This is a genomic window from Pseudoalteromonas sp. R86517 (assembly GCF_042466295.1).
Taxonomy (GTDB): domain Bacteria; phylum Pseudomonadota; class Gammaproteobacteria; order Enterobacterales; family Alteromonadaceae; genus Pseudoalteromonas; species Pseudoalteromonas atlantica.
Window position 1 is genome coordinate 2,393,967 of sequence record NZ_JAXHCB010000001.1, and the last position, 13,534, is coordinate 2,407,500.

The window sequence follows — 13,534 nt, forward strand, 5'->3', positions numbered from 1 at the left end:
TTAGTTTCCTTTTTTAGAGTATTGCTGCTCAACTTTTTGCGTTATTTCGTCGCTCAGTCTAAGCGCTCTTAGCAACGTAAACACGTTTTCTTCGTGATTATAATTAAAGTTAACTTGTTGCTGCTCTGGCTCATTAAAGCCTTGTAAGTTAACACCTAAGTTTAACCAGCCATCACTTTTAAGCGCCACTGTACTATTAAGTTTTTGTATATCAAGGTTTTTTAGCAACCCAAGCACAGGTTGTAACTCTTGTTGCTGGCGCATAACAGCGTCAAATGCTTCGTTATTACTAATAATAAGCTTACCTTGGCCTTGATTGGCTAGGCTGCCATTTTTTACCTCAACCCCTGTGTCATCAAAATAAAACGGCAACGACCCTTTTAACCTACCAGTTAGGGTAATACCCGACTTATCGTCAAGCGTTATTAATTTACTGGCATCAACATTTTCAAACGTAACATTAGCTGTTTGCTGCTGCTTTAAAAGCGTGTATTTATCTAAAGAAAATTTACCACCAAAAATATCGCCTTCAACATCAAAGGCCTGCGTGCTATTATTAACCACTTTAATATTACCAGTGATACTTTTAACTACAGCGCCTGCACGTAATTCATTAAGATTAAAGGTAGTAGGGGCAACATTAAGCTGCCCTGAATCGTACTGCCCACCTAGCTGCATACTAAATTGATTAGCTAAGTAGTCGTTATACAGTGCACTGGTATCAGTCATCGTTAAAGTAAAATTTGCTTTTTGTAAATTCACATCACCACTTATACGCCCACCCAATTTTCCTTGGGTTAGCTGAGCTAACGGCTCAAATTGGCTAACGATTGAATTTAACGAAAGCACACTTTGCTGCGGTATAATCACTTCAAACGGATGCGCTACCTTTGAAACATGATGATTGGCCACCAGCTCAACACCATTTGCAAATACATGATGAGACGCTTTAAGCGCACGACTTTGCAGCCCGGTTGACGTTACGTTTATTGTATTTAAATCGATATTTGGACTAATGAGTGTATTTATTTGAGTGTTTGCATTTAAGTGAGCAAATAACTCACCCACACCTAAGTTTGCTCTTGCATTAAGGGTGTTATTAATACCGGTGAGTTTATATTCGTTGTATTGCACGCTTTTAAGCTTACTTTTAAGCGTTACTTTTGCATCGAGCTTTTCATTCATACTTGCTTCAAGGTTACCTGTGTAGCCGTTAAGAGTGCTGCCATAAGCAGCTGCGCTATCAACGCTAAACTCAATACGTGCGTTCCCTTCGGGCTTAAAGTCAATAAGTTGAGTGACTGTAAAGTCCCCCTTGGCTTTAATATTATTAGCCTCAGCCGGTAAAAATTCAGGCAAAGCGGTAAGCGCAATATCGTAATTACCGCTTAATTGAGCGTTTTTAAGCTGCGTATTTAGCGTTATAGCGTCTATTTCATCTGTATGTAGTTGTACTTTTAGCTGTGTGCGTGCACTTTGTAACGGTGCTGCAGTATTTAAAAACGTATCTGTAACCGTTATATCTATATTTTGCTTGGCTTGCTCTGCACTTTTGAGCGTTATTAACGGTAAAGTTAGGTTGTTATTTGCAACGCTAATTGGTTTAGCTAAAGCCCACTGCCAATTAAGTGGAAGCTGCTTTACAGCAAATGACTTGTAGGCATTTTCAGGAATAAGAGATTGGCAGTTATTACTAAGTTTTACATTGTTTTTAAGCGTGCTTGGGTCAAGCTCAAGGTTTTGGCTATTTAAATTATAGGTAGCACTTAGCACACCTTTGGAGCTGTTTGTTATATCGCAGCTTTGTATTTTATAGTCATACTGGGCTTGTAAATCACCAGTTAGGCTTGCCTCTACTCCGTTAAAGCTAAATGCCTGCGCTGCATTAAAGCTAAGTCCACTTAATAACTCATTATCTGTTTTAAGTAGTTGCTTCAATAATCCATCATTTATTTTAAGCTGTCCTTGTACCTTATTATTGTAAAGCGTTGCGCTTGCGTTTAAATCACCATTGACTACAAACTGGTTAAGCGTGGGCTCGGTGATATTTAGCATTAGCGGGCGCTTTAAAAGCGCACTGTGTATAGTTAAATGCTCAACTGTAATTGTTGGCCTTTTTTTAGGAAGCGCTAAATCTAAAATTGTGGCAGCAGTGCTTGTTTTACTAGTTTGAGGAAATGGATTTACATTAAGTACTGCGTGTTTAACTTTAACATGCTTAGTATTAGCAGTAATGCCTGTAAGAGCAAACTCTTGATTTTGGTAACTTAAACAGGCTTTTTGTACGTGCACATTTAACTTACTCGTAAGCGAGAAATCTAAGCAGCTTAAGGTAACACCTGCTCTTTCAAGCTCAGGCGCTACAACCCATTGTAATAGTGGCAAACGAAATATATAGCCAAGCAAAACTATACTTAGCAATACAGCACCCATAATTAAACCAACGCGCTTTAACATACTGTCCTTATAAGCTTTTATTTATACTTTACAAACTATCGTAATTTTAAATCTACGCAATCAAAAAAGGCTGCACAGTGCAGCCTTTTTTATTTTACAGCTAGATTATGAATCTAACTTGTATATGTCGTTTTTAACCTACATTTTTACGTACGTTGCGGAACATACGCATCCATGGGCTATCCTCTTTCCACTCATCTGGGTGCCACGAGTTAGCAACAGCGCGGAATACACGCTCAGGATGCGGCATCATTACAGTGGCACGGCCATCAGTAGAGGTAATACCGGTAATACCCTCTGGTGAACCATTCGGGTTAGCCGGATATTGCGTTGTCGGGTTACCGTAGTTATCTACAAATTTAACCGCAACAGTGCCGCTTTCAAGCGCAGCTTTAGTGGCGGCATCGTTTGCAAATTCTGCATGGCCTTCACCATGAGATACAGCAATTGGCATACGCGACCCAGCCATTCCACTGAAGAACACAGACGGGTTTTCTTGTATTTCAACTAAGCTAAAGCGAGCTTCAAAACGCTCTGACTTATTTGTTACAAAACGTGGCCAATGCTCAGTACCCGGAATTAACTCTTTCAATGTTGATAACATTTGACAACCATTACACACACCTAAGCTAAAGGTGTCTTCACGGTGGAAGAAGTTTTGGAACTGATCACGTGCCATATCGTTAAACAATATAGACTTAGCCCAGCCTTCACCGGCGCCTAATACGTCACCATAAGAGAAACCACCACATGCCACTAAGCCTTTAAATTGCTCAAGGGTTAAACGCCCTTCGAGGATATCGCTCATGTGTACATCAACAGCGGCAAAACCAGCACGGTTAAACGCAGCAGCCATTTCTAAATGCGAGTTAACGCCTTGCTCACGTAAAATAGCCATTTGCGGCTTAGCGCCCGTTGCGATGTACGGTGCGGCTATATCTTCGTTTAAGTCAAAGTTAAGTTTTACGTTTAAGCCTGGATCTTTTGCATCAAACTTGGCATCAAACTCTTGCTTAGCACAATCAGGGTTATCACGACGTGCTTGCATTTGGTACGTTGTTTCGGCCCAAATAGTACGTAATTCAGTACGACTATGATTAAGTACTGTTTGCTCACCGCGCTTAAATACAATGCTATCGTCGCTATTAAGTGAGCCAATCACGTGGCTAATTGCAGCTACACCGTGTTGTTCAAATACAGCATTTACGGCATCTAAATCGCTGTTAGCAACTTGAATTACCGCGCCAAGCTCTTCGTTATAAAGTGCTTCTAGATCTGTCCCGGTTAAACCAGCTAAATCAACAGTCACACCGGTGTGCCCAGCAAACGCCATTTCAGTTACCGTAGTAAATAAACCACCGTCTGAGCGGTCATGATAGGCAAGTAGCTTGCTATCCGCGACAAGTGCTTGCATGGCATTGTAAAAGCCTTTCAGTAACTCAGGGCTGTCAACATCTGGAGTAATATCACCAAGCTGCTTGTAAACCTGTGCTAGGCTAGATGCGCCCAGTCGATTTTTACCCGCGCCTAAGTCAACTAAAATAAGTGATGTATCGCCTTTATCAGTACGTAACTGCGGAGTCACTGTTTTACGCACGTCGTCAACACGGCCAAAAGCAGTAATAATAAGTGATAACGGAGAAGTAACTGATTGCTCAGCACTATCATCCTCGTTTTTCCATGTCGTTTTCATCGACATAGAATCCTTACCCACAGGTATAGTTAAACCAAGCGCAGGACAAAGCTCTTCGCCTACCGCTTTTACAGCTTCGTAAAGGCCGGCGTCTTCACCAGGATGACCTGCTGCAGCCATCCAGTTAGCCGATAGCTTAATGTTCTCTAGGCTACCAATGTTGGCACAGGCAATATTGGTTAGTGACTCTGCCACGGCTAAACGCGCCGATGCACCGTAATTTAATAGTGCTGCCGGCGTGCGCTCACCCAGTGACATAGCTTCACCGTGGTAAGTGTCGTACGTTGCTGCGGTAACTGCACAGTTAGCCACAGGTACTTGCCAAGGGCCCACCATTTGATCCCGTGCTACTAAACCGGTAACCGAGCGGTCACCAATAGTAATTAAGAATGTTTTTTCTGCAATAGTAGGTAAGCGTAATAAACGCTGAGCAGCCTCAGCTATATCAATCGACTCTGCATCAATTGCCTTACCGGTAACTTGCTTTGAAGTTACATCGCGATGCATTTTAGGTGCTTTACCTAATAATACATCAAGCGGCAAATCAACAGGGCTGTTATCAAAGTGGCTGTCGGCAACAGTCAAGTGGCGCTCTTCTGTGGCTTCACCTATTACTGCGTACTGCGCACGTTCGCGCTTACAAATGGCTTCAAAGCGATCAAAGTCTTCAACAGCAACAGCCAGTACATAACGTTCTTGCGATTCGTTACACCAAATTTCGTGTGGGGCCATGCCCGGCTCATCGTTAGGAATATCACGTAGTTGGAATTTACCACCACGGCCACCATCATCTACAAGCTCAGGAAACGCATTCGATAAACCACCGGCGCCTACATCGTGTATAAACGCAATTGGGTTTTCATCCCCTAGTTGCCAACACTTATCGATCACTTCTTGGCAACGGCGTTCCATTTCTGGGTTTTCACGCTGTACAGAAGCAAAATCTAAATCTTCGTTTGATTGGCCCGATGCCATGCTTGACGCTGCACCGCCGCCTAAACCAATGTTCATTGCAGGGCCACCTAGTGCAATAAGTTTTGCACCTACTGGAATATCCCCTTTTTGAACATGATCAGCACGAATATTACCTAAACCACCGGCAAGCATAATAGGCTTGTGGTAACCACGCACCTCTTCACCATTGTGGCTTGTTACTTTTTCTTCGTAGGTACGGAAGTAACCTAATAAGTTAGGACGTCCAAACTCATTATTAAATGCCGCGCCGCCTAAAGGGCCGTCCATCATAATATCAAGCGCATTTACGATACGATTAGGTTTACCAAAGTCGCTTTCCCACGGTTGCTCGTAACCTGGAATACGTAAGTTAGAAACAGTAAAACCAACTAAACCCGCTTTTGGCTTAGAGCCGCGGCCTGTTGCGCCTTCATCGCGAATTTCACCACCTGAGCCTGTAGCCGCACCAGAAAATGGTGCTATAGCTGTTGGGTGGTTATGGGTTTCTACCTTCATTAAAATTTCTATGTCTTCTTGATGATACGCATATTCACCTTGCGCATTCGGGAAGAAACGACCCGCTTTTGAGCCCTTCATTACTGCTGCGTTATCTTTGTACGCCGACAGCACATTTTCAGGATTGTGCTCAAATGTATTTTTGATCATTTTAAACAGTGATTTAGGCTGCTCAATACCATCGATTGTCCAATCAGCATTAAATATTTTATGACGGCAATGCTCTGAGTTTGCTTGCGCAAACATAAATAACTCTATGTCGTTAGGGTTACGGCCTAACTTTTTAAAGTTTTCTACTAAGTAGTCTATCTCGTCATCAGCAAGCGCAAAACCTTGTTCAACGTTTGCCGCAGCCAATGCTTCGCGCCCGCCACCTAAAATGTCAACTGATGACATTTCGCGAGGTGAGTCATTGCGGAATAACTGCGCTGCAGAAGCAAGTTCGCTATGCGTTGCCTCAGTCATACGGTCGTGTAATAACGCCGTTACTTGAGCAAGCTGCTCTGCACTTAGTTCACCTTCTACGTAATAAGCAATACCACGCTCAACACGGTGAACTTGTTTAAGGCCACAGTTATGCGCTATGTCAGTTGCTTTAGATGCCCATGGTGAAATGGTGCCAGGGCGAGGGGTAACTAAAATAAGTGTGCCAGCTGGGGTATGCTCGGCAATAGTTGGACCGTAAGTAAGTAGTTTTTCAAGCTTAGTTTGCTCATCAACACTCAAAGGCGAGGTTAAATCGGCAAAATGTGCATACTCGGCATATACATTGGTGACTGGAAGTTGCGATAGTTTGCAACGCGCTAAAATTTTATTAACTCTGAACTCTGAAAGTGCTGGTGCACCACGAAGGATCAACATAGATAATTTCATCCGGGGTTAGGGATTGAACGATATTTTAGGCGGGCATTATAGTCTATGTAGCACCGAGTTTTAACTCCAAATTGCGCTTTTCAGAAAATTAACTTTTTATTTATATAAACAGCAGCAAAATTACCAATAAAAGCTAAACGCTAAGTGACGCCATAGTGAAGTTTTGGTATAACGGGGTATGAGCTTTATGGGGCGGTTAATGTTGAAAGAAAAGCTAATAATTATCATCACTTTAGTTATGTTGTTGTGTGCGTGTAATATGCAGGAGCAACAAACTCAACTTGCCCAAATTAAAGCACAAAATAAAATACGTGTAGGTACCCTTGCCAGTGCTAGCAACTATTATCAAGCCGTGCAAGGCGAGCAAGGTTTTGAATACGAGCTATCTCAAGCTTTTGCCGACTACCTAGGTGTTGAACTAGAAATAGTGCCGTTTTTTAATTTATCCGATATGTTTGAGCGCCTTGAAAGTGGTGATTTAGACTTAATAGCCTCAGGACTTACCTACAACAAAGTGCGTGCACAGCAATACCGCTATGGCCCCACTTACAGAACAATTAGCCAAAAGTTGGTTTATAAACAAGGTCGAGTTCGCCCACGTGAATTTGACGACCTTGATGGAAACTTTACAGTTATAGCCAAAAGTAGCCACTCTTTAACCTTACAAAAAATAAAAAAGAGTAACCCAGATTTAACTTGGCAAGAAACCGAAGAACTCGATGAAGAGGAGCTTTTACAAGCCGTTATCGATGGCGAAATAGATTACACCCTCGCCGACTCACACACGCTTTCGCTGTTTAGACGTTACCACCCAAATTTAAGTATTGGCTTTTCAGTTACCCGAAATGACCCCATAGCTTGGATCCTTAATAAATCAAAAGATGATTCGCTTTATGCACTGCTAGTGCCCTTTTTTGGTGACGTAAAACAAAGTAACCAACTGTATGTGCTTGAGGAAAAGTACTTTGGACACGTACGCCAGTTTAACTACGTTAATACGCTTGCATACATAGAGGCTATAAAAGAAACACTTCCCACTTACAGGCCTTGGTTTGAGCAATATGCAGGTAGCCTTGACTGGCGCTTACTTGCTGCGCTTAGCTACCAGGAATCTATGTGGAACCCTCGCGCTAAATCGCCTACAGGTGTAAGAGGCATTATGATGCTGACACGCAGTACCGCTAAACAGGTGGGCGTAACAAATAGGTTAGAGCCAGAGCAAAACATCCGTGGCGGAGCTAAATACTTAGCTAAGCTCGTTAAACGCATCCCCGATAGAATCCCGCAGCCTGATAGAACTTGGCTTGCACTGGCAGCCTATAATGTAGGATGGGGGCACGTTAACGACGCGCGCATTATTACTGAACAACAAGGGGCGAGCCCTGATAAATGGGCCGATGTTAAAAAGCGCTTACCACTTTTAATCAAAAAACGTTATTACCGTAAAACCCGTTACGGCTATGCGCGTGGCGATGTTGCGGTAAAATATGTTGATAACATTCGCAGGTATTACGATGCACTTGTATGGCTTGATGAAAATAATGCCCTAGAGCCAGAACCTGAATCAGAACCTGAATCAGAACCTGAAGCACCTAAAGTTGAAAAAGCAGCTCAACCAAGCAAAGAGCCTATAAACAACGATAAAACCGAACCTACCCCTTCGCTTTCACCTGAAGAAAAAAGTAAGCAAGGTGAAAATAACACGCAGCAGTCTCAGTAAAGCGTTTATATTTACGTTATTAAATGGGCTGCTCAGGCCTGTGAAACATTAAAATGTGGGCATTAAACGATTCTTTCCTCGTTTTAGCAGGCGCTAATTTCCCCTTCAGGCTTAACCACTGTAGTAACTAAATTAAAAATCTGTTTACTTGTCATGAAATGATCACTAATGTGTGTTTATAGTATATTTAACTGATTTTTAATATATATCTTGTGCCTTTCTCACTCTCACGCATTAGGAGAACACATGCTAAAACGTAGACGCACGCAAAAACTAAAACGCAATATTATTCATTCAACAGCCACCAGACGTCGTATTATGCTACGTAACTTACATAAAAAAATTATTTGGCGTCGTCGTATGTTTGCAATGCAGCAAATGATAGAAGTAGATTCAGATAAGGCTAACTAGTCACTAATTTGTCGAGCTGCTTTTTTAGCCGCTTTAATTTGTTCTCGGCGTTGTTTAAAAAACGCCGAAATAGTACTCCCACAGGTTTGACCAAGCACCCCACCTAATACTTCTACCTGATGGTTCAGCCTAGGCTCTTGCAATAAGTTCATAATAGACCCAGCCGAGCCTGTTTTAGCATCTGGCGCACCGTACACAAGCCGCTTTATTCTGCTATGCACTAACAGCCCGGCACACATAGAGCACGGCTCTAACGTAACGTACAAAGTGCAATCAATTAAACGGTAATTATTTAAAGCTCTCCCTCCTTCACGAACTGCAATCATTTCAGCGTGCGCAGAGGGGTCGTTATCAGTAATTGAACGATTATAACCCGCTGCAATAAGCGTGTTATCTTTAACAAGGACAGCTCCTACCGGAATTTCGCCCAATTGCTGCGCCTTATTGGCATAAACTAATGCCTGCTCCATCCAATACTCATCGCTTTTAAGATCGTTCATAGTGCTTACTTTAAATAAATTTTCTTTCGGTATTATATCAACTTGCCTGTTTAAAATGCGTAATTGATTTAATTATTGCAAAAATAAAACAAAATAATGTGGTTTATCGTGGCTCATAGAGTGTGATTTACGCTATAATCTCACGCTTTTTTTATTTAGCTCACAACACAGGTAGCAAATGAAATTTCCTGGACGCCGCAGACATAAACATTATTTTCCAGTGGAAGCTAAAGATCCACTTACTAATCAGCTAAACGCAACTGAGCGATTACAACGTAGCTACATTACGGGTATCGATCAGATCGTTGTTGATATTGAGGCCAAAGTCGATCAGGCTTTTTTAGACGAGTTTCAACTTCGCCGAGGAATGTCGCAAGTTATTGATAGCGATATTACTAACGCACTTTACGACCGTTTAAAACTAAACGACATGGTTGATTACGAATTTGCCGGTGGCACCATTGGTAACACAATGCATAACTACTCTGTACTAGCAGATGACCGTTCAGTATTGCTCGGTGTTATGAGTGAAAACATAAAAATTGGCAGCTATGCCTACCGCTTTTTATGTAACACATCAAGCCGCGTTGATTTAGACTATTTACAACCAGTAGATGGCCCTATTGGCCGTTGTTTTACCTTAATTGATGAAACAGGCGAGCGTACATTCGCAATTAGCGCCGGTTTAATGAATCACTTAAAGCCTGAGTCTATCGATAAACACTTAATTGAGCAGTCATCAGCACTTGTGATCAGCGCCTACCTAATGCGTACACAGGGTGATGAAACAATGACTGAAGCAACCATGCAAGCAGTTAAATACGCTAACGATGCAGGTGTACCGGTAGTTTTAACACTCGGCACTAAGTTTTTAATTGAGCAAGATCCAACCTGGTGGGCTAACTTTGTAAACGAGCATGTCGATATACTTGCCATGAACGAAGAAGAAGGGTTAGCAATTACTGGCTTTGAAGACCCGCTATTAGCCGCAGACAAAGCACTTGACTGGGTAGACTTAGTTATTTGTACCGCTGGCGAAAAAGGCTTATTTATGGCCGGTTACGTTGATGAGAGCTTTAAACGTGCAACCGAGTACCCACTTTTACCAGGTGCCATTGCCGATTTTAATCGCTATGAGTTTTCTCGTGCAATGAAAAAATCCGATTGCGAAAACCCGATAAAAGCGTATAGCCATACGGCGCCATTCATGGGGGGGCCTGATTCAATCAAAAACACCAATGGTGCTGGCGATTGTGCGTTGGCTGCCGTGTTACACGATTTATCAGCAAACGTTTATCATAAGTTAAATGTCGCTAACTCAGCAAAACACGAACAAAAGGCCATTACCTACTCTTCTCTTGCACAAATTAGTAAGTACGCTAACCGCGCAAGTTACGAGGTATTAGTGCAGCACTCTCCACGTTTATCACGTGGGTTACCAGAGCGCGAAGACTGCCTTGAGCAAGTGTACTGGGACCAATAAATAGGGAGCTTTACGTGCTCCCTATTGCGGTATTTTAGAAAATCGAAATATCGAGCTTTTTAGATAGCAGCTCTAATGCTGCTATCCCCGCCACCGAGTTACCAAATTCATTAAGCCCTGGTGAATATACTGCCACTGTAAACTTACCCGGTAATACCGCTAATATAGTGCCTGACACACCCGACTTACCCGGCATACCCACTCTGTAGCCAAAGTCACCTGCCGCATCATATAAGCCGCTGGTGAATAAAATCGAATTTAATTGTTTATTCTGGCGACTACTCAAAACGCGCTTACCCGAGCTGTAATCAACCCCTTTATTCGCTAAAAAGTTATACGCTCTAGCTAACTCAATACAGTTAAGCTCAATTGCACAAAAATTGAAGTAAGACCAAAGTACGTCATCGACGTCATTCTCAAAATTACCAAACGACTTCATTAAATGCGCCATTGCCGCATTTCTATGCCTAAACTCGTACTCAGAATTGGCCACTTTTTTATCAATCACTATTGCACTATTACCTGCAAGTAACCTAAACGTTTCAAGCATTGAGTGGCGAGGTGCGGATAATCGACTGTACAAAGCATCGCACGTCACAATCGCGCCAGCATTAATGAAAGGGTTACGTGGTACGCCTTTTTCGAACTCTAACTGCGTAAGAGAATTAAACGCGGTTCCTGAGGGCTCTTTACCTACCCGATGCCATAGCTCGTCGCCATAGCGCTGTAGCGCCATTGTAAGTGTCATTACTTTAGAAACTGACTGAATAGTAAAACGTTTTGAGCAATCCCCCGCACAAATGGTTTCGCCATCAGTGGTATAAATAGCAATAGAAAACTGCTCGCTAGAAACCTCAGCAAGTGCAGGTATATAGTCCGCAACCTTACCTTGTGATAACAAAGGGCGCACCTCGTGTGCTATTTCATCTAGTACAGTTTGGTAATCAGCAGTGGGCAATTGACACCTCTATTTTGGCATTTATAAAAATTTGATTTTAACACGCACAACTTCTGCACGCCTAGCTATGTTACATGAATAAAATAGCAGATAAGCATGAACTTAATGTTTATTTTCAAAGTGATATTTTCTATATCAAAGCAATACTAATCCGCAATAAGCCTTAATCATTTTGCGGGGCTATAAACTGATTACACTCAGCAGGATGTGCGCCGTGGCTTTGCCTATAATGGCTTAGCTTTTTATAAGGATATGAATGTTATGGCTCAAAGAATTTACAAGCGCGGGCATTACAAAGACTGAGTTAGCATGAGATCTTGGCTTTTTATTAAACCCCAGACAGCAAAAAACCCATTACATCGCTGTAACGGATTTCTTTAATTTGAATCCTGGTAATGTCATAGTGCCCACAGCGGTGGAGGGTCAAATAGCAAATGCTACATTATCGTTGGCCGGGGCTCGCCTTCAAGCTGTTTTGTTTGACTACTGAGTTTGGCGTGGGCTCTTGGTTATTTACTAAACCCCAGACAGAAAAAAACCCGTTACATCGCTGTAACGGGTTTCTTTAATTTGAATCCTGGCAATGTCCTACTTTCACATAGCAAATGCTACACTATCATCGGCGCTGTTTCGTTTCACTACTGAGTTCGGCATGGGGTCAGGTGGGTCCAAAACGCTATGGTTACCAAGAAAATTCTGTTCAATTTTCTTATTTTTATTTATTAAGCTTTAAGTCCTTCGACTGAATTTGGAGCCTGGCAATGTCCTACTTTCACATAGCAAATGCTACACTATCATCGGCGCTGTTTCGTTTCACTACTGAGTTCGGCATGGGGTCAGGTGGGTCCAAAACGCTATGGTTACCAAGCAAATTAGGTGCAAAGGAGTAAGGACAAGCACGTAGTGCTTCTTTTTCCTTTGCGCAAGGTGCCTCAATGTTAACGCTACGCGCTAAGAGTCACCTCATAAATTTGGAAAATTCTGATAATATTTTTTAAGTCTAAGTATTTATCTACTTTAGCTATTAACTTCTGTCGCTTGTTTCTGTCACAAAACGCGTTTGGCGTTGTATGGTTAAGCCTCACGGGTAATTAGTACAAGTTAGCTTAATGGCTCACACCACTTCCACATCTTGCCTATCAACGTTGTAGTCTTCAACGGCCCTTCAGAGACTTTAAAAGTCTAGTGAGAAATCATCTCGAGGCCTGCTTCGCGCTTAGATGCTTTCAGCGCTTATCAGTTCCGAACGTAGCTACCGGGCAATGCCATTGGCATGACAACCCGAACACCAGCGGTTCGTTCACTCCGGTCCTCTCGTACTAGGAGCAACCCCTCTCAATTCTCAAACGCCCACGGCAGATAGGGACCGAACTGTCTCACGACGTTCTAAACCCAGCTCGCGTACCACTTTAAATGGCGAACAGCCATACCCTTGGGACCGACTTCAGCCCCAGGATGTGATGAGCCGACATCGAGGTGCCAAACACCGCCGTCGATATGAACTCTTGGGCGGTATCAGCCTGTTATCCCCGGAGTACCTTTTATCCGTTGAGCGATGGCCCTTCCATTCAGAACCACCGGATCACTATGACCTACTTTCGTACCTGCTCGACGTGTCTGTCTCGCAGTTAAGCTGGCTTCTACCATTACACTAACCGTACGATGTCCGACCGTACTTAGCCAACCTTCGTGCTCCTCCGTTACTCTTTGGGAGGAGACCGCCCCAGTCAAACTACCCACCAGGCACTGTCCGTAACCCCGATTCAGGGGCCAACGTTAGAACATCAAAACTACAAGGGTGGTATTTCAAGGACGACTCCACAACAACTAGCGTCGCTGCTTCAAAGTCTCCCACCTATCCTACACATGTAGGTTCAATGTTCAGTGCCAAGCTGTAGTAAAGGTTCACGGGGTCTTTCCGTCTAGCCGCGGGTACACAGCATCTTCACTGCGATTTCAATTTCACTGA

General features: G+C 42.8%; 7 protein-coding genes and 3 rRNA genes (1 of these 10 running past the window's edge). 3 read left to right on the top strand and 7 right to left on the bottom strand.

Going from position 1 to position 13,534, the window contains the following annotated elements:
• Together SJY38_RS10810 and purL are read right to left on the bottom strand one after the other, a co-directional pair.
• The gene (locus tag SJY38_RS10810) at positions 1–2,457 is read right to left on the bottom strand and encodes a YdbH domain-containing protein (protein WP_377109737.1); all 2,457 of its coding nucleotides are present in this window, start codon (positions 2,455–2,457) and stop codon (positions 1–3) included.
• Between the two features lie 133 nt (positions 2,458–2,590).
• Positions 2,591–6,481 carry a phosphoribosylformylglycinamidine synthase gene (gene purL / locus SJY38_RS10815; RefSeq protein ID WP_377109739.1) on the bottom strand — a complete coding sequence of 1,297 codons (3,891 nt, stop codon included), beginning with the start codon at positions 6,479–6,481 and terminating at the stop codon, positions 2,591–2,593.
• A 211-nt stretch (positions 6,482–6,692) separates the two neighbouring features.
• Here purL and mltF point away from each other — a divergent pair, with 211 nt between their 5' ends.
• Positions 6,693–8,213, top strand: coding sequence for a membrane-bound lytic murein transglycosylase MltF (gene mltF, locus SJY38_RS10820; RefSeq protein WP_377109740.1), 1,521 nt, complete (start codon positions 6,693–6,695; stop codon positions 8,211–8,213).
• Positions 8,214–8,459: 246 nt separating this feature from the next.
• Complete coding sequence (locus tag SJY38_RS10825; RefSeq protein ID WP_004588576.1) at positions 8,460–8,624, top strand: hypothetical protein; 165 nt, start codon at positions 8,460–8,462, stop codon at positions 8,622–8,624.
• Here SJY38_RS10825 and tadA read toward each other — a convergent pair.
• Positions 8,621–9,124: a tRNA adenosine(34) deaminase TadA gene (tadA, locus tag SJY38_RS10830; protein ID WP_004588577.1), complete on the bottom strand. Its 504-nt coding sequence runs from the start codon at positions 9,122–9,124 to the stop codon at positions 8,621–8,623. The two genes, SJY38_RS10825 and tadA, sit on opposite strands and share 4 nt — an antisense overlap.
• Positions 9,125–9,302: 178 nt before the next feature.
• Between tadA and SJY38_RS10835 the strand changes: the two genes are divergently transcribed.
• Positions 9,303–10,607: an inosine/guanosine kinase gene (locus SJY38_RS10835; protein WP_004588578.1), complete on the top strand. Its 1,305-nt coding sequence runs from the start codon at positions 9,303–9,305 to the stop codon at positions 10,605–10,607.
• Positions 10,608–10,641: 34 nt separating this feature from the next.
• On the opposite strand, the gene glsB is transcribed toward SJY38_RS10835, so the two are convergent.
• The 4 genes from glsB to SJY38_RS10855 form a co-directional block, all read right to left on the bottom strand.
• Positions 10,642–11,565 carry a glutaminase B gene (gene glsB / locus SJY38_RS10840; protein ID WP_004588579.1) on the bottom strand — a complete coding sequence of 308 codons (924 nt, stop codon included), beginning with the start codon at positions 11,563–11,565 and terminating at the stop codon, positions 10,642–10,644.
• A 575-nt stretch (positions 11,566–12,140) separates the two neighbouring features.
• Positions 12,141–12,255 (bottom strand): 5S ribosomal RNA (gene rrf, locus SJY38_RS10845).
• A 63-nt stretch (positions 12,256–12,318) separates the two neighbouring features.
• Positions 12,319–12,433 (bottom strand): 5S ribosomal RNA (gene rrf, locus SJY38_RS10850).
• A gap of 202 nt (positions 12,434–12,635) precedes the next feature.
• Positions 12,636–13,534 (bottom strand): 23S ribosomal RNA (locus SJY38_RS10855) (it continues 1,988 nt past the right edge of the window).

Coding starts and splice junctions, on each gene's coding strand:
- purL (WP_377109739.1), bottom strand. CDS start 6,481: ATGTTGATCCTTCGTGGTGCACCAGCACTTTCAGAGTTCAGAGTTAAT.
- SJY38_RS10825 (WP_004588576.1), top strand. CDS start 8,460: ATGCTAAAACGTAGACGCACGCAAAAACTAAAACGCAATATTATTCAT.
- SJY38_RS10835 (WP_004588578.1), top strand. CDS start 9,303: ATGAAATTTCCTGGACGCCGCAGACATAAACATTATTTTCCAGTGGAA.
- tadA (WP_004588577.1), bottom strand. CDS start 9,124: ATGAACGATCTTAAAAGCGATGAGTATTGGATGGAGCAGGCATTAGTT.
- mltF (WP_377109740.1), top strand. CDS start 6,693: ATGTTGAAAGAAAAGCTAATAATTATCATCACTTTAGTTATGTTGTTG.
- SJY38_RS10810 (WP_377109737.1), bottom strand. CDS start 2,457: ATGTTAAAGCGCGTTGGTTTAATTATGGGTGCTGTATTGCTAAGTATA.